The 16,770-nt window shown below is 60.6% G+C and carries 14 protein-coding genes and 1 pseudogene; 9 read left to right on the top strand and 6 right to left on the bottom strand.

What is annotated here, in order from left to right; all coding sequences use genetic code 11:
• Positions 1-58: 58 nt before the first annotated feature.
• From ABCW43_RS19910 to ABCW43_RS19900, 3 genes are all read right to left on the bottom strand, one after another.
• Positions 59-1,234, bottom strand: coding sequence for a M24 family metallopeptidase (locus ABCW43_RS19910; RefSeq protein WP_345927632.1), 1,176 nt, complete (start codon positions 1,232-1,234; stop codon positions 59-61).
• Positions 1,235-1,314: 80 nt separating this feature from the next.
• Entirely contained in the window at positions 1,315-2,850 is a 1,536-nt protein-coding gene (locus ABCW43_RS19905) for an ABC transporter substrate-binding protein (protein ID WP_345927630.1), read from the bottom strand.
• A 45-nt stretch (positions 2,851-2,895) separates the two neighbouring features.
• On the bottom strand, positions 2,896-3,933 hold the full coding sequence (locus ABCW43_RS19900) for a GntR family transcriptional regulator (RefSeq protein WP_251090600.1): 1,038 nt from the start codon (positions 3,931-3,933) through the stop codon (positions 2,896-2,898).
• 181 nt (positions 3,934-4,114) lie between these two features.
• Here ABCW43_RS19900 and ABCW43_RS19895 point away from each other — a divergent pair, with 181 nt between their 5' ends.
• Entirely contained in the window at positions 4,115-5,089 is a 975-nt protein-coding gene (locus ABCW43_RS19895; RefSeq protein ID WP_345927627.1) for an aldo/keto reductase, read from the top strand.
• Positions 5,090-5,282: 193 nt separating this feature from the next.
• On the opposite strand, the gene ABCW43_RS19890 is transcribed toward ABCW43_RS19895, so the two are convergent.
• Positions 5,283-6,047, bottom strand: a complete 765-nt coding sequence (locus ABCW43_RS19890; protein WP_345927625.1) for a GntR family transcriptional regulator — start codon at positions 6,045-6,047, stop codon at positions 5,283-5,285.
• 116 nt (positions 6,048-6,163) lie between these two features.
• Between ABCW43_RS19890 and ABCW43_RS19885 the strand changes: the two genes are divergently transcribed.
• From ABCW43_RS19885 to ABCW43_RS19850, 8 genes are all read left to right on the top strand, one after another.
• Positions 6,164-7,477 carry a M20 family metallopeptidase gene (locus ABCW43_RS19885; protein ID WP_345927623.1) on the top strand — a complete coding sequence of 438 codons (1,314 nt, stop codon included), beginning with the start codon at positions 6,164-6,166 and terminating at the stop codon, positions 7,475-7,477.
• 19 nt (positions 7,478-7,496) lie between these two features.
• Entirely contained in the window at positions 7,497-9,047 is a 1,551-nt protein-coding gene (locus ABCW43_RS19880) for an ABC transporter substrate-binding protein (protein WP_345927621.1), read from the top strand.
• 58 nt (positions 9,048-9,105) lie between these two features.
• A complete protein-coding gene (locus tag ABCW43_RS19875; protein ID WP_345927619.1) occupies positions 9,106-10,053 on the top strand; it encodes an ABC transporter permease in 948 nt (315 codons plus the stop codon).
• The gene (locus ABCW43_RS19870) at positions 10,046-10,870 is read left to right on the top strand and encodes an ABC transporter permease (protein ID WP_345927617.1); all 825 of its coding nucleotides are present in this window, start codon (positions 10,046-10,048) and stop codon (positions 10,868-10,870) included. The genes ABCW43_RS19875 and ABCW43_RS19870 overlap by 8 nt, the downstream gene beginning before the upstream one ends.
• A gap of 10 nt (positions 10,871-10,880) precedes the next feature.
• Positions 10,881-12,512, top strand: coding sequence for a dipeptide ABC transporter ATP-binding protein (locus ABCW43_RS19865; protein WP_345927616.1), 1,632 nt, complete (start codon positions 10,881-10,883; stop codon positions 12,510-12,512).
• Between the two features lie 22 nt (positions 12,513-12,534).
• Positions 12,535-13,755, top strand: coding sequence for a M20 family metallopeptidase (locus ABCW43_RS19860; RefSeq protein ID WP_345927614.1), 1,221 nt, complete (start codon positions 12,535-12,537; stop codon positions 13,753-13,755).
• Positions 13,756-13,938: 183 nt separating this feature from the next.
• On the top strand, positions 13,939-14,187 hold the full coding sequence (locus ABCW43_RS19855; protein ID WP_345928171.1) for an aminopeptidase P family N-terminal domain-containing protein: 249 nt from the start codon (positions 13,939-13,941) through the stop codon (positions 14,185-14,187).
• A 191-nt stretch (positions 14,188-14,378) separates the two neighbouring features.
• Positions 14,379-14,702 (top strand): hypothetical protein, encoded by a 324-nt coding sequence (locus ABCW43_RS19850; protein WP_345927612.1) that lies wholly within the window; start codon positions 14,379-14,381, stop codon positions 14,700-14,702.
• A gap of 345 nt (positions 14,703-15,047) precedes the next feature.
• Here ABCW43_RS19850 and ABCW43_RS19845 read toward each other — a convergent pair whose 3' ends face one another.
• Complete coding sequence (locus ABCW43_RS19845) at positions 15,048-15,764, bottom strand: TniQ family protein (protein ID WP_345927610.1); 717 nt, start codon at positions 15,762-15,764, stop codon at positions 15,048-15,050.
• A 67-nt stretch (positions 15,765-15,831) separates the two neighbouring features.
• Positions 15,832-16,770 (bottom strand): annotated as a pseudogene (locus tag ABCW43_RS19840) (IS3 family transposase); the annotation flags it as partial.

Genomic DNA, 16,770 nt, shown 5'->3' with positions numbered 1-16,770 from the left:
ATGGAGCCGCTGGTAGAATTCCGGTGCTAGACGTTGGCTGAAACCCATTTTTCGAACCTCAGGCGATGACAACGTCTTCGAGCTTGCGGGGATAGAGCGTCATGCTGTCCGGCCCTTCGGCCGTAATCAGCACGGTGTCGGCGATGCGGTAGCCGGCAAAGCCCGGCACGAAGATCGCCGGCTCGCTGGAGGTAATCATGCCGGGCTCCAGGATCGTCTGGTCGCCGCCTTCCACCCAGGGCGCCTCATGGAACATGATGCCCATCCCATGGCCGACGCGATGGAGCAGGTATTCGCTCATGCCGCTGTCGCGGATATAGGCGAGTGCGAGGTTGTCCGCCGAAGCACAGGTATGCCCGGCGATCAGCGCCGCAGTCGCCATGCGCTGCGCCTCGTAGGCGACGGCATAATGCTCCCGTTGCAGCTTCGACGGTTCACCGATGAAGAAGGTGCGTTCGCTTTCCGAAGCGCGAGCGCCAACCCGGCAGCCGAGCGACAGGATGATGCTTTCGCCGATCTTCACCGGATTGCCGGTCGGCATGCCATGCGGGAAAGCCGACCGCGGGCCGGAATAGACGAGCCCGCTTGCCAGTCCCTGCACCAGCAGGACGTCTTCATGCTCCTCGTGCATGGTGCGCATGGCGTGGCGGGAAACGTAGGATTCGATCTCGACCTCGCTCGGCAACGGGCCGCCCTTCCGCATCGCCTCGCGGATCATATCGACGCCGACCTCGACCATCCGGTCGGACAGGCGCGCGGCCTCGCGGTGCAGGGCGATCTCTTCCGGATGTTTCCGGAGCCGCATCTGTTGGACGATATTGCTCGGGATCACCCGTTCCGCATTCGGAAAGGCGCTTTCGATGGGTTTTACCCGGGCAAGCGAGATCGCGTGGCCATAGGCGACCGTTCCCCTGAACCCGGCAAACTTCCGGCCGAGCACCGCATGCCACGGGTCGATCCCTGGAAACTCGAAATAGACGATCGCCTCTGCGGCTATATGCTGGTGTGCCGCGTGGGTACGCTCCAGTTCCGGAAGCAACAGGAAAGCATCCGTCGCCGTGATCGCCACGACCACCGGCCGCTCTGTCGTATAGTGCGAAAATCCGGTCGTGTAGATAACGTCGTCGTTGGAATCGAGAAGCAGCAGATCGATGCCGGCCACCTCCATCCGCTTGCGGATTTCGGCCTGAATTTTCGCGTAGAAGTCCGCGCCGAGACGCTGTGAAAAAGCCATCGGGTCACCCTGGAACTACAATTTCGGCTATGGCGCGGGCCGGCCTCCAATACTGGATTGGCCGGCCCGCGATCTGAGCATCAGTCCTTGAGGCCGATCATGCCGCGCATGTTGCCGCGCGAGGTCGCCTGCACCTCGAAGGGCAGTTTCTTCGAGTAGAAGAGCTGGTAGCCCTGGTAGGAGACGATGTAGTAGGGCAGGTCGCTCGCCAGCAGCGTTGCGACCTTCTGGTAGGCTGCGGTGCGGTCCGCCTGGGTGGTTGCCGAACGGCCCTGCTTCAGGAGATCATCGACTGCCGGATTGGAATATCCGCCCCAGTTGGTCGAGCCGCCCGTGGTCAGCTGGGCGAACAGGAGACGGTCCGGATCGACGATGTTCAGCCAGCCAAGCAGCGCGATCTGGTGCTGGCTCTTCTGCACGTAATTGGTGGAGAAGGACGGCCAGTCGCTGACCTGCGTCTTGGCATCGACGCCCGCGGCCTGGAAATTCGCCTGCATGAATTCGACCGTCTGGACGCGGTTGCTGTCTTCGCTATGGGTGGACAGAACGATGCTTAGCGGCTTGCCCCCCTTGTCGAGGAAGCCGTCGCCGTTGGTGTCCGCCCAGCCTTCTTCCTTGAAGAGCTTCTTGGCACCCTCGACGTCGAAGCCCGGCTGCTTGATGTCCTTCGAATAGGCCCAGGATGAGGGAAGGACGATCGAGGAAGCCACTGCATCGACACCCTGGTAGATGTCGTTAACGATTGTCTTCTGGTCGATCAGCATCGAGAAGGCCTGCCGCATCTTCGGGCTCGAGAGCAGCGGATCCTTGGTGTTGAAGTTGATGTAAGTCACGCCGAGGCCCGGCTGAACGACGGCGCCGAAGCGCTTGTCCGCCTGCAGCCGCTTTATGTCCTGCGGTGCCAGCGGCGACTGGATAATGTCGAGGTCGCCGGCTTCGAAGGCCTGGGCGCGGGCCGAGCCGTCACCGATGATCTTGATGGTGACCTTGTCCACCTTCGGCTTCTCGCCCCAGTAATTCGGATTGGGCTCGAGCTGGATGGCGCTGCCGCGTGTCCAGGAGGCGAATTTCATCGGGCCTGCGCCGACCGGCTTCAGCGCAATGTCCGTGCCACCTTCGACCAGCGCCTTTGAAACGATGCCGATGTCGAGATAGCTGAGCAGCGGTGCATAAGGTGCGGAAAGCGTGAATTTCACCGTCTGGGGATCGACCGCCTCCACGGCCGAAATCGGCGTATAAAGCGCCCGCATCGGCGCGTTGAAATCCTTGTTCAGGATCGAGCTGAAGGTGAACACGACGTCTGCGGCCGTCAGCGGGCTGCCGTCCGAGAATTTGAGGTTCGGGCGGAGCTTGAAGATCCAGGTCGTCGGATTGGGGGTTTCCCAGCTTTCGGCGAGATCCGGTTTCGCTTCCAGGCTCGGTGTCGTGTGAACCAGGCCGGAATAGATGAGGTCGATCACGCGGTACGCGGTCGTGTCGCGCGAAAGGCGCGGGTCCAGCGTGCCGGCATCGACGTCTGTCCCGATGGTGACGGTCGCGGCCTGCGCGGACGAAAGGGCGGTGAAGGAAAGTCCTGCAAGCAGGAACGCGGCTGTGATCGATAGTGCTTTGCTCATGTATGTTCCCCTTATTGGTTTGGTTCATTCAAAGCGTTGCTCGTATCAGCGGGTCTTGGTCCTCCGCGACGCGAGTTCGGAAACCCTGGCCGGTGCTTCGCCGTCCGTGATCTTGTTGTGGCGCAGTTCGGCAAGTGCCGGTGCAAGAAGGTTCTCGAGCACGCCGGGATCGGGCGAATGGCGGTATTCGAAGCAGCGCTTGTTCGGTCCGGCGAGATCGGCGACGTGGTCGGCGCCGGAGGCGAAGATGACGACATCACAACGGGCGATGATGTCGGCGAGATCGTCGGCATAAGACCATGCGACCGTAATGTCGGAAATATGCGGCGCAAACTCGCGCACGCTCGGGCGCATGATGGCGATATAGTCCTTGAGCTGCGTGACGGCGGCGACGCGCGTGCGCGGATCGAGAAGCGCGAGTGATTGCCGCGTCCGCTCCGAGGGGATGAAGCGGATCGCCAGGATATTGGCCTCCGGCACAAAACCGCGGATCTCCACCTCGCGATGCACGAAGGTGAGCACGAGGTCGGCATTGCGGCACTGCTCGCGGACTTCGGCGCTGTCGCGCACCTGATCGGCGGTGACCAGGCTGATCACGTCGTTCGCCGCAAGCGTCGGGCGGATCTGCTCGACATAGTCGCGCGCCGGCGCCTCGAAGATACCGACGAAGACGATGTTCAGATGAACCCGCGGTTTCCTGAGCCGCGCCTGGGCCTGTACCATTGAGGCGAGTGTGACAGGCGAAATTCCAAGTCGTTCCGCCTTTTCGAGCAGGCTGTCGATATCCGCGCTCAGCACGTTCGCCGGCGCCACGCGGCCGATCTGCCGGTTCGGTTCATAGACGGTAAAAGCCCCGAGGCCAGCCCGGATTTCCACCAGCCCTTCGGCCCTAAGCTGCTTATAGACTTCGGCCACCGTCATTGGTGCGATGTCGAGTTCGGCGGCCAGCTGGCGCACCGATTGTAACTTCACGCCCTTCGGCATGTCGCCAAAAGACAGCATGTAGGCCAGCAGTCCGTAGAGCTGCTTTCCGACTGGGACCGGGAGAGAACGGTCAATGCTGGAGGCGTCAATCGTGAACATGTGTGTATTACTCATTTGATACACGAACCGTAACACGAGATGCGAGGATGACAATCCCCCTGATAAAAATTTGCATATTTTAGCAGCAAGGCGATTGAATGCCTCGAAAAATTCCAATTATATAGCTCCTTCGAAAGAGGGCATCGCCGTAAGCGGCTCTTCTTGAAGGCGAGGTGTATCAATGGATTATGTCAATCTTGGTCGGACTGGCCTGAAGGTTTCGCGTCTCGCGCTCGGCTGCATGACCTTCGGATCGAGCGAATGGGCGCCTTGGGTGCTAGATTTCGAAGACAGTGCCAAGATCCTGAGGCAGGCAGTCGATCTCGGCATCAACTTCTTCGACACGGCGGACATGTATTCGCTCGGCAAGAGCGAGGAGATCACCGGCAAAGTGTTGCTGGACCTCGTTCCCCGCCACAAGCTTGTGATCGCCACCAAGCTTTTCCATCCGATGAGCAGCGACATCAACGACCGCAGCCTGTCACGCAAACATATCCTCGACGCGATCGACGGCAGCCTGAAGCGCCTCGGTACCGACTATATCGACCTCTACCAGTTGCACCGGTTCGACTACGGCACGCCATTGGAGGAGACGCTGGAGGCCTTGAACGATGTGGTGCGGGCCGGCAAGGTGCGTTACCTCGGCGCCTCCTCCATGCATGCGTGGCAGTTCATGAAGGCGATCGGGATGCAGAGGCAGAATGGTTGGGCGCCGTTCGTTTCGATGCAGCCGCACTACAACCTCATCTATCGTGAAGAAGAGCGCGAAATGCTGCCGCTCTGCATGAGCGAAGGCGTGGGCGTCGTACCCTGGAGTCCGCTTGCCCGTGGCCGGCTGGCAGGTCGGGCTGACGGCGAGACGGCCCGCGGGCAGACTGACAACACGGCTCGGTCGCTCTACGACCGGACCAAGGCCGCCGACGACGCGGTGATTGGCGCCCTCAAGGCAGTCGCCGAGCGACACGATAGGCCGATGGCGCAGGTCGCCTATGCCTGGGTCGCGAGCCGTCCAGCGGTGACGGCACCGATCGTCGGCATCTCGAAGCCGGGGCAGTTCGAGGATGCCGTCGGAGCGCTGGAGATCAGCCTGAGTGACGAGGACGTGACCGAACTCGAGCAGAATTACCTGCCGAAACCGATTGCGGGTCATGTCTAGGAGTTGCCATCCAAGCGGAACTCGGCCGCGAAAGGCGCGGACGCTGCCTTAGCCGTGGTGGTAGTCAGTATTTTCAATTTGACCTTGCACTCCAAGCGGCACCATTACTCAGTGGCTTGAATAGGTTGAAAATCGAGCTGACGGTTCGATTTCTGTCGAAGCTGCCGTCTGGGCGCTCGTCAATAGCAATGTCTCATTGAACCTCATTGACATACCTATGGTGTGCGGTCGTCGCGCGATGAGCGGAGATGAGAACGGGGACCGCCAGTTGGTCATAGGCGACCTCGTCGATCGTCAGAACGGCCGCGGGTAGGGCGAGATCCAGCCACCGGGCATCGGAATCGTTCGCAAGATCGGCACCGATCTGCTCGCGTATGGCCGAGATGCGGATACCATAATTTTCAAGCAGATGCAGGTAGAAGAGCTGAGGGATTTCCTCCGGCCTTTCCGGGAAGTCGGGGACCCGTTCGCGGGAAAGCGTCAGGGTCTCGTGCATGATCGGCCGCTCGTCGACGTAACGCACCCGGTGGAAGGTAACGACCGGCGCCCCTTTGTCGATCTGAAGTTTTCCCGCATCGGCCGCGGAAGCAAAGCTCCTGTCGAGCGAAGTCACCTTCGTGACCGATTTGCTGAGTGAACCATCCAGCCCATGCAGTCGAAAATACTGAAAAAACAGTCGCAGGCTGTGTTGCGGCTTGCGGCCTGTCACGACTGTGCCGGTCTTGCGGCGACGGCTGAGAAGGCCGTCATTGGTGAGATCCATCAGCGCTCGACGGATTGTGCCGACGGCCACGCCGTAGGTTTGCGAGAGCGCCACTTCGCTCGGCAGAACCGAGCCCGGTTCCAGTTTGCCGAGCATGATCGCTTCGGTGATCTGTCGTTTGACCACTTCATAGAGCGGCAACGACAATTCCGTCAGCTTGATCACTCCTGATGAATTATTGGGCAGTTCCGGCAATGATTTGCCTCTTCTTTGGAGTTGACTCAGGGTCTCGATCTACGCAGTATTACTATATAGTTTATATTAAAGCGCAAGCTGGGAAGGCTGGCGCGACGGGTATCGAGGACACTGCCATGAGCACGCCGCAACCAGCTTCTTCGCAACAGGTCCTCGGACCTGCCATGGCAGCGATTGAGCGGGATGTCGAGCTTGCTGTCGATGATCTGGCCCGGATGATCGAAGTTGACACATCATTCCCGCCGGGTCTGGGCTATGACGCTTTCGCCGACCTGATGATCGAGCTTTTGGCGCCGCTGGGGTTTGAGTTCGAGCGGGTCGTCGTGCCGCGTGATCTCTGGTACGTAGCCGGTGGTCCGGCGTCTGGCGAGCGGACCAATCTCGTGGCCACCCGCGACACGGGAAAGCCCGTCTGCGGTCTTTATTATCACGTCGATACGGTTCCGGTCGCTCCCGGCTGGGTCCGTGATCCGCTGAAGCTGACGGTCGAGGGTGATGACCTGTTCGGGCTCGGCGCCGCCGACATGAAGGGCACGATCGCAGCAACCCTGCTGGCACTGCGGGCCGCCCAAAAATGCGATCTGCCGCTCTCCTACGATCCGATGCTGCTCCTCTGCACCGATGAGGAAGGGGGCCTTTATCCCGGCATTCGCTATCTGGCGGAGCAGGGCATGCTGAAAGGGCATATCCTCAATTTCAACGGCTCGGCGGCGCCGCGCATCTGGGCTGGCTGCTTCGGCGTCTTCCACCTGCAGGTGACGATCAGGGGACACGCCGTTCATGCGGGAGAGGGAAACCGCACCGGCGCCGGCATCAATGCTATCGAAGGCGCGTTGCCCTTGCTCAATGCCTTGATGGCATTGAAGCCGGACGTAGCCAGCCGGGCATCCGCGCTGGCGCCGCCGCCGCACGCGTCAGGGCCGCTGCGACCCCAGCTTTCCATTTCGGCCGTGAACGGCGGCACCGCCGGCGGCCAGGTGCCGGCGGAGATCAAGATTCTCGTGAGCCGACGTTACGCTCCGGAAGAAAGCTACGAGGATGCGCGCGCCGAGATCGAAAGCCTGATCCGTGACGCCGTCGCCGGCACGGGGCTTGGGCTTGAAATCGATCTTGTCGGCCACCTCATCCCGACCGACGATCCGGAAGGTCCGCATTGGCCGCGCTGGCAAAAGGCGCTGTCGCTGGGCTTCGGCTACAAGCCGGAAGACTTTCAAAAATGGGGCGCCGCAAGCTGCTCCGATTTCGGCTACGTGCAAAAGTCCGGTTTTGCACAGGAGGTGCTGCTTGGCGGGCTCGGCCGACCGGAAAGCTGCATCCACAGTCCTGACGAGCATACCACCCGTCAGGACGTCATCGCCCTGGCGAAAAGCATACTCGCCTATCTCGCGGCGGATTTTGCCGCCGACGCCATTCCTGAAAACCGCGCCTGAACCATAAGGGAACTGAAAAATGCTGGAAATCAAACGTCGCCTCTTCCTCGCCGGCACAGCCGCCGTCCTTGCTGCACCAGCACTCGGCCTGGCCCAGACTGCAAAGCCCGCCAGGGGCGGCACGCTGCGCATCTCCGTCGACCAAGCTGCAAGCGTCATCCATCCGCTTTTGACCCGCGTCAACCCGGAATACCTGGTGACCGAGCTGCTCTATAGCAACCTGACACGCCTGCAGGTCGATATGTCGGTGGAGCCGGATCTGGCCGAAAGCTGGACGCCCAATGACGCCCTGACCGAATGGACGTTCAAGCTCCGCAAGGGCGTGACATTCCATGACGGCTCGCCGTTTTCGGCAAAGGACGTCGTGGCGACCTTCAAGGCAATCCTCGATCCGGCAACCGCGTCGCCCGGCCGCAACAATGTCGGTCCGATCTCCGACATCGTCGCCGTCGACGATACGACAGTGTTGTTCAAGCTCTCCGGCGCCTATGCCGACCTGCCCGTCGCAATGGCCTACACCAACGCTCGCATCATTCCGGCCTCGATCGCCAGTGGCGACCTCAAGAGCCTGTCCACCAAGGCTGTGGGCACCGGCCCGTTCAAGCTGGTATCCTATGAGCCGGATCGCCTGATCGTCGTCGAACGCAACCCGAACTACTATGACCCCGCACGCCCCTATCTCGATCGTATCGAGGTCCAGGTGTTCCCGGATATCTCCGCCGAAGGTTCGGCGATGATCGCCGGCAATGTCGACATCATCTCGACGCTGCAGCCGACCGAATACCTGCGACTTGACGGCAACGACGGCGTCGAGGTCCTTCGCACCCCGTCCGGCCAGTTCTGCAACATCAACTTCGGTTGCGACACCGCGCCGTTCAACGACCCGCGCGTCCGCCGCGCGATTGCGCTGACCGTCGATCGCGAAGCCATGGTCAATTTTGTGACCGAAGGTTTTGGCACGCCGGGGAACGACACGCCTTTGAACCCGTCCTACCAGTTCTTCAAGGCGACCAAACAGCGTCAGAAGAATATCGCGGAAGCCAAGAAGCTGCTCGCGGAAGCCGGTTTCCCGAATGGCCTGCAAGCCACACTCATCGCTTCAGACCGCCCGGCCGTGCGCACCCAGCTTGCCGTCGCCCTTAAGGAAATGGCCAAGGAAGCCGGCATCACCATCAATGTCCAGACGATGCCGCATGCCACCTATCTGGAGCAGGTGTGGAAGAAGGGCAGCTTCTACGTGGGCTTCTACAACATGCAGCCGACACCGGACGGAATCTTCAAGCTTCTCTACACCTCGGATGCCTCCTGGAACGAGACGCGCTGGAACAACAAGGCCTTCGATGCCCTGGTCGCCGAAGCCCGCGGCACGATCGACGCCGCCAAGCGCACCGAGCTCTATACCAAGGCCCAGCAGCTGATGAACGAGGAAGTCCCCTCGATCATCCCGTCCTTCTTCGACGTGCTGTCGGCCAAGCGCAGCTGGGTCAGCGGTTACCAGGCGCATCCGCGCGCCTCGGTCTTCCGCCTCGACCATGTGTCCCTGACCGACAAGGCGCCGAAACGCGGCTGACCCCGAACAATGCCGGACGCTCGAGGAGCGTCCGGCTACTCGAACAAGGAACACGATCGTGTCCCCGAATTATGTTGCCAAGCGGCTGGTGATGATCGTCTATACGCTCTTCATCGTATCGCTCATCGTCTTTGCCATCACGCAGGTCCTGCCGGCCGATGCCGCCGTCATGATGTTGGGTGAGAATGCGACCCAGGAAGCCCTCGCTGCGCTACGTGAAAACATGGGGCTCAATGCCCCCGTGTGGCAGCAATACGCATCCTGGCTCGGCCACGTGCTGCGGGGCGATCTCGGGACCTCGCTGCGGACCGGCCAGCCCGTCGGCCCGGTCATGCTCGAAGCTCTCGGCCGCTCGCTGCTTCTGGCCTTCCTGTCGATCGGCCTCATGCTGGTTCTCGCCATTCCGCTCGGCATCATCGCCGCCGTCCGCCGCGGCAAGATCGCCGACATGATCGTCAGCCTGATCTCCTATGCCGGCGTCGCGCTTCCCGAATTCGTCACCGCCACCGTCGCCGTCCTCGTCTTTGCGGACCTGATGAAATGGTTGCCGCCGACCGGCTATGTGCCGCTCACGGAAAATTTTACCAGCGGCATCGCCCATCTGGTCCTTCCGGTCTGTGTTATCTCGGTGATCCTGATTGCCCACGTCTCGCGCATGGTCCGCTCGGAACTCGTCGACGTGCTGCACACCGACTATATCCGCGCCGCCCGGCTGAAGGGGATTTCCCGCGGACAGGTCCTGCGCCGCCACGCGCTGCGCAATGCGCTGCTGCCGACGATCACCATCGTTGCGCTCGATGTGGGCTACCTGCTCGGTGGCGTCATCGTCGTCGAAGAGATCTTTGCCATTCCCGGCATCGGCCGCCAGTTGATCGTGGCGATCCAGGCGCGTGACCTGCCGGCCATCCAGGCCGGCGTGCTGATTATGGCGGCCACCTATTCGATCGTCAATTTCATCGCCGACATCCTCTATGCCTGGCTCGACAAGAGGATCCAGTATGACTGATTTCATCAAACGCCTCCTGCGCACGCCGCAGGGCGCGATCGGCGTGTTTCTTGTCCTGCTGGTGCTGGTGATCGTGCTTTTGGGGCCAATGCTCGCGCCGTACGACCCTGAAACCCTCTCTCCCCTGGCGCGCTACAAGGGGCCGAGCGCCGCCTATTGGCTGGGAACTGATCAATACGGCCGCGACATCTTCAGCCGCCTGATGATCGGCGCCCGCGCCACCGTCGTCATGGCCGTGCTCGCAACCATCGCCGGCACGCTGATCGGCGCCTTCATCGGCACCACCTCCGCCTTCCTCGGCGGTCGGGCGGACGAATTGATCATGCGCACCATCGATGCCGTCATGTCGATCCCGAGCCTGCTGTTTGCGCTTCTGGTCGTCAACCTCCTGGGATCCAGCACGGTCAACGCGCTGATCGCCGTTGCCATCGCGTTCGCGCCGGGCATGGCCCGCATCACCCGCAGCGTCGCGCTGTCGGTGCGCAAGCAGGATTATGTCAATGCGGCGGTCGCCCGTGGTGAAAGCTCAGCCTACATCATCCTGCGGGAAATGCTGCCGAACGTGATTGCGCCGATCATTGTCGAGATGACCATCCGCGTCTCTTTCGCGGTCATGTTGTTTGCGACGCTCAGTTTTCTCGGCCTCGGCGCGCAGCCGCCGGCCGCCGAATGGGGCCTGATGGTCTCGGAAGCACGCCGCTACATGCACCTGAGTGCCGGTATCCTGATCTGGCCGAGCGTGGCGATTGCCGTCGTCGCCGTCGGCTTCAACCTTCTGGGCGACGGTCTTCGCGATGCCCTCAATCCGCGAACCTGAGGCCACGACCATGACGACGACACCAGAAACTCCGGTCCTCGCGATCGAGAACTACTCGCTGGATTATCACACGGCCTCCAGTGTCTTCCATGCGCTCAAGAACATCGATCTCGCCGTCCACCGGGGCGAGATCCTCGGTCTGGTGGGCGAATCCGGTTCCGGCAAGACCTCGCTTGCCTGGTCGATCATGCGCTATCTGCCCAAGAACGCCCGCGAACCGAACGGCCGCATTCTGCTGAGCGGCGAGAACCTGCTTGAAAAGACCGATGCCCAGATCGAGGCCTTTCGCGGCCGGCGCATCAGTATGGTGTTCCAGGATCCGAGCACGTCGCTCAACCCGACCCTGTCGCTCGGCACCCAGCTCGCCGAAGTGCTCGTCCGTCACCGCGGGCTGACACGACAGCAGGCCTGGAAGGAAGGCGAGGCGATGCTTAATCGCGTCGGCCTGAAGACGCCGGCGGCGATGATGAACCGCATGCCGCACGAGGCATCGGGCGGCGAGAAGCAGCGCGTCGTCATCGCATCCGCTTTTGCGTGCAATCCGGAATGCATCATCTTCGACGAACCGACGACGGCGCTCGACGTCATCACCTCGTGCCAGATCCTCGACCTGTTCGTAGAACTGCAGGCCGAGACCGGTGTCGCCTCGCTCTACATTTCCCACGACCTGGCGCTGGTGTCGCGCACGGCCAGCCGCGTCGCCGTCATCCGTCGCGGTGACATCGTCGAGCAGGGCGCGGTGCGCGATATCTTTGCCAATCCGCAGCAGGATTATACCCGCGAACTGATCGCGGCGGTTCCCGACCCGGCCCATAGGCTTGTCGGCGACATTGTCGTTGAAACGGACAAGCCGCTGGTGCGCGTCGAAAACGTCAGCGTCCATTACGGCCGCAAGCCGTTCCTGGCGGCGCTGACCGGCCGTACCACCGAACGCGTTGCCGGCAACAATGCCGTCAGCCTCAGCATCAATCCGGGGGAGATTCTCGGCATCGTCGGTGAATCCGGCTCCGGAAAGTCGACCCTGGCGAAGGCGATGACCGGTCTCAACCGCTTTGAGGGCAGGATCTGGTTTGACGGTCGCGAGATCAGGAACCTTGGCGACATGGACAATGCCTATCGCAAGAACGTGCAGATCATCTTCCAGCACCCCGACGCCTCGCTCAATCCCCGCCAGAAGATCAGCGAGATTCTGTCGCGGCCGCTAAAGCTGTTCGGGGACGCATCTCATCTCGACCAGAAGGTCGGCGACATGCTGGAGCAGGTGCGCCTCCCGCGTACCCATGCCCAGCGTTATCCGCATCAGTTGTCGGGCGGCGAGAAACAGCGCGTGGCGATCGCCCGCGCCTTTGCCTCGAAGCCGAAACTGGTTATCTGCGACGAAATCACCTCAGCGCTCGACGTATCGGTTCAGGCATCTGTCGTCCAGCTGCTGCTGGAGCTGCAGAAGACCAGTGGCACCGCCTATCTGTTTATCACTCACGACCTCAACCTCATCCGCCAGATCGCCCACCGGATCGCCGTGATGTATCGCGGCAATCTCGTCGAGATCGCACCGGCAGCGGATATCGATAGCCCGGATCGTGCCGAATACACGCGCCGCCTGATCGAGGCGGTGCCGCGCGCGGCCGGCCAATACCTATGACAATGCATCAAGGAGCATGACAATGGACCCGAAGTCCCTGGTGGATCGGATCGACGAAAAGGCCTGCCTCGATTTCCTGTCGAAGATGGTCCAGCACAAGAGCCATTCGGAAACCGACGGCGAGCGTGATCTTGCGCGCTACATGGCCGGCGAACTGGAAAAGATCGGGGTCGAAGCCGAATTGCAGCCGTTCGACGAAGGTCGCCGCTTCAACACGATCGGACGCCTCAAGGGTGCCGGCGGCGGCAAGAGCCTGCTGTTCAACGGCCATCTCGACACCAACCCGGTGACCGAAGGCTGGACGGTCGATCCTTATGCCGGCCTTGTCGATGACAAGTTCATCTACGGTATCGGCGTGTCGAACATGAAGGCCGGCGATGCCGCCTATTTCTGCGCGGTCAAGACGCTGCTCGATGCCGGCGTCAGGCTCAAGGGCGACGTTATCCTGACCTTCGTGGTCGGCGAACTGCAAGGCGGCGTCGGCACGCTTGCGGCGATCAGACACGGCGTCAAGGCGGACTATTTCATCAACAGCGAGCCGAGCGATCTCGTCGCCGTCACCATGCACGCGGCAGCCCTCAGCTATGTCATCGAACTGACCGGCGACACCCGTCATCTCTCCAAGCGCGAAGAGTCCGTCGATGCGATCGCCGCTGCTTGCGACATCATCCCGCGCATCAACGCGATGACCTTCAGCGGCGCCAGGAGCGACGTGCACCGGTCGATCAACCGCGGCCATGTCGGCGTCGTCCATGGTGCTCTCGGACGCAGTCTCGAAGAATGGCGTCCGCCGCAGGTGGCGGATTTCGTCCGCCTCAAGGGCTCGTGCCGTTATGCGCCGGGGCAGACGCAGGAGGGCGTGCTGGCCGATCTCGAAAAGGAACTGAAGGCGCTCGAAGGCCGCTTCCCCGGCCTGAAGGCAAAGCTGGTTCCGGAATTGATCGAGGGTCGCCCGCTGATGCCGCCCTTCGAGGTCTCGCCGGATTCGCGCATCGTTAAGTCCATCAATGCGGCCTATGAAGCCGTGCGCCGCGAAAAGCAGCCGACCGGTGCGATCACGCCGACGCGGTTCTACGGTACCGATGCCGGCCACCTCTACCAGGAACTTGGCATGGAAGGTATCGTCTGCGGTCCCGGCGGGCGTTACAACACCATGCCCGACGAACGCGTCGATATCGTCGACTATCTCGACATGATCCGCGTCTACATGCTGACCATCCTCGATATCTGCGAGGTTGCCTGATCATATTCTCCCGGGCGGAATTCGATAGTCGTATCGCACGCGCCCGGGACGCCATGGCATCCGCTGGCGTCGATCTGCTGCTCGTCGATAGCGGCGAGCTGCTGGCCTGGGTAACCGGCTAAACCGTATCCCAAACCATGTACCCGCCGCCTTTTTCCGCGCGAGGGCGATGCCTGGTTTACGCTGCGGGCGCTGGACGAGGCATCGTGCCGGGAAAAGAGCTGGATTTCCGACGTGGTTGGTTTCGCCGATACCGACGAAGTGCAAGCGGCCGTCGCGACAAGCATCCGCGAGCGTCGATTTGCCGGCGCCCGCATCGGCCTCGATACCAATTCCTACAGTATGAGCGCTGCGACGTTCATGCGGCTTTCGGCGCTGCTGCCGGATGCGAGCTTCATTCCCATGCCGGGGCTCAGTGACAGCCTGCGCTGAGTCAAGTCGGAAGAGGAGATTTCCGTCCTCCGTCAGGCATCTGCAATCGCCGACAAGGCGATGCTCGGAGTGATCTGCTTGACCCTGCGAGGCTTGCGCGAGCATATCTAAACCTTCGCGTCTCCTCTTTGAAGACCGGGAGCGACAATGTCGTCAGCGTGATTGCGGGCAGGGGGCAGGCGGACGCCCGAATGCCAAATCCAAAGAAATCGTTCGTCCTCGGAAGCCGACCGGTGGTGAAACTAACGCCGCCTGAAAGCAATGATTTGCGTGATCCCAGGGTCGAGCTGTGGCTGGCCATAGCACTCGACATTATGGTTGGGGTTGGACCTCCAGAACAACACGAGATCATTGTTGATATCAGCGACAAGAATGTTCGTTTGATAAACGAGAGTGTTTTAGTCCAGAGTTCGCAAATCGTGGGCAGGTCAAAAGAATTGATCGCGTCGCTTTCGCCGTTCGTCGGTCGGAAAGTTGGGAAATCTCCATTGCCTAATGAATGGGAGGACCTTTAGTCCGAGCGCCAGCGCGACTAGTTGGGGTGCGGCTAACTTACCGATAACAATCAGATTCCCTTAATCATCTGGAAAGCCGCGCGTCGTTGAGACACGTCGCCATTGTCCAAAAGAACGAATATGTTGGCCCGTTCTGCGCGTTATTGCAATTGGGCTACGCTACGTTCCGTTTCGGCAATGAATGTAAAAACGGAACGCAGTATGGCCCAATGAGGGGCCAAAACCCCTGATTTTCCGGCCAAAACGGAACGTGCGTGGCCTGAAACGGAACGTAACATGGCCCAACTTTCTAGACGCAAAAAAACCGGGTCGATGACCCGGCTCAAGGAAATTGTAAGTTAATTTTCAGTAAGGCAGTTCAGAAACCAGCGTCGGATGTTTCCAACGTGCAGCGTCCTCTAAAAACTTGATCAGTCCCGTGTATCCCGGTTGGTCAACTCGTTCCAGCAGCTCTGCTGACAACCGGCCCAGGAGCGTCGATAAACCGATTCTGCGGCGGAGTGGTTCAAAATCGAAAAACTGGTCAAGGGCGAACTCGATAGCTTGAGCACCCCGAGATATTATTTCGTAGCCGATGCATGCGACCTCGATCCAGTCTTGTTCGTCGAATTCTTCGAGGTTCGGTTCGCACCCATCTCTGGACAACCCGCCGAGCAATTGCGTGAAATGAGCCGCAGCCTGCAAAGGAAATTTGTCCAGCCAATTTCCTTGTGGCAGACCTCTGTGCAATCGGTTGATGACATAGTCCTGTAGCCTAGTTGGAGTGTCTGGCGATTGCGTTCCCGCGAGCCTTTCAAGATCGCCAATCGCCGTGCGCAGTTGCGCTGAGAAATCTGCCGCCTTTGACCGATGACCGGAAACCGTCTGCAACCGAATTCCATGTTCCGGACAGGTGTGGATGAATTTCACCATCCATTCAACACGACCGAATGCGAGGTGAAGACGCTGCTTTGGTCCGATGTCACTGGCGACACATGCTGGGCAAAAACGACACCGATCTGTCTCAAGGAATTCTCGCGAAAACTCTCCTGCTGCAAGTTTGACCAGTCCTTTGGTTTGCATAACCAGAGAGGTGGCTCGGTTTGTTTGAACAGTTTCGGGCGTTTCGTTAAGTGGATTTCCGCCTCGATTATGCTGCCACCATCATTGGTGCCAGCGCGTTGAAGTAGGCCTGATCCGGCGTCTGCCGGTCAAGGGATGAATGTGGGCGTCGGCTGTTGTAGAAGGTCAGATATCTGCCGATGGCAGCGCGGGCCTCGGACACGGTCTTGTAGGCGTGAAGGTAGACTTCCTCGTATTTGATCGACCGCCAGAGCCGCTCGACGAAGACATTGTCCCGCCACGCCCCCTTGCCGTCCATCGAGATGGCAATCTCTACTTTCTTCAGCACCGCCGTGAAGTCGATGGAGGTGAACTGCGATCCCTGGTCCGTATTGAGGATTTCCGGCTTGCCACAGCGGGCAAGTGCTTCCTCCACCGCTTCGATGCAGAAGGCTGCTTCCATCGTGATCGACAGCCGCCATGACAGAACCCTCCGGCTGAACCAGTCGACGACAGCGCAGAGATAGACGAATCCCCGCGCCATGGGGATGTAGGTCAGGTCCATCGCCCAGACCTGGTTAGGCCGGGTGACCGCCAGCTTGCGCAGGAGGTAGGGATAGATTTTGTGCCCAGGCGCTGGTTTTGAGGTGTTTGGGCGGCGATAGATCGCCTCGATGCCCATCTTCTTCATCAGCGTGGCGACATGCAGCCGCCCAGCTTCCAGCCCTTCTCCTCTCAAGAGCCCTTGCAACATCCGACTTCCGGCAAAGGGGTAGTCGAGATGCAACTCGTCAATCCGGCGCATCAGGGCAGGATCGCCGTCAGGCACTGGACGAGGAAGATAATAGACCGTGCCACGGCTGAAGCCGAGAAGCTTCGCCTGGCGCGCGACCGACAGTTCGTGCTCGCGGTCGATCATTTTTTTCCGTCCAGCAAGCCCGCTTTGCCGAGCGCTCCGGCTAAAAAATCGTTTTCCAGCGTCAGCTCCCCGATTTTGGCATGCAGCGTTTTGACGTCGACGGTTGGA

The organism is Neorhizobium tunisiense, assembly GCF_039631515.1.
Taxonomy (GTDB): Bacteria; Pseudomonadota; Alphaproteobacteria; order Rhizobiales; family Rhizobiaceae; genus Neorhizobium.
This window is presented reverse-complemented; position numbering and strand designations above follow the sequence as displayed.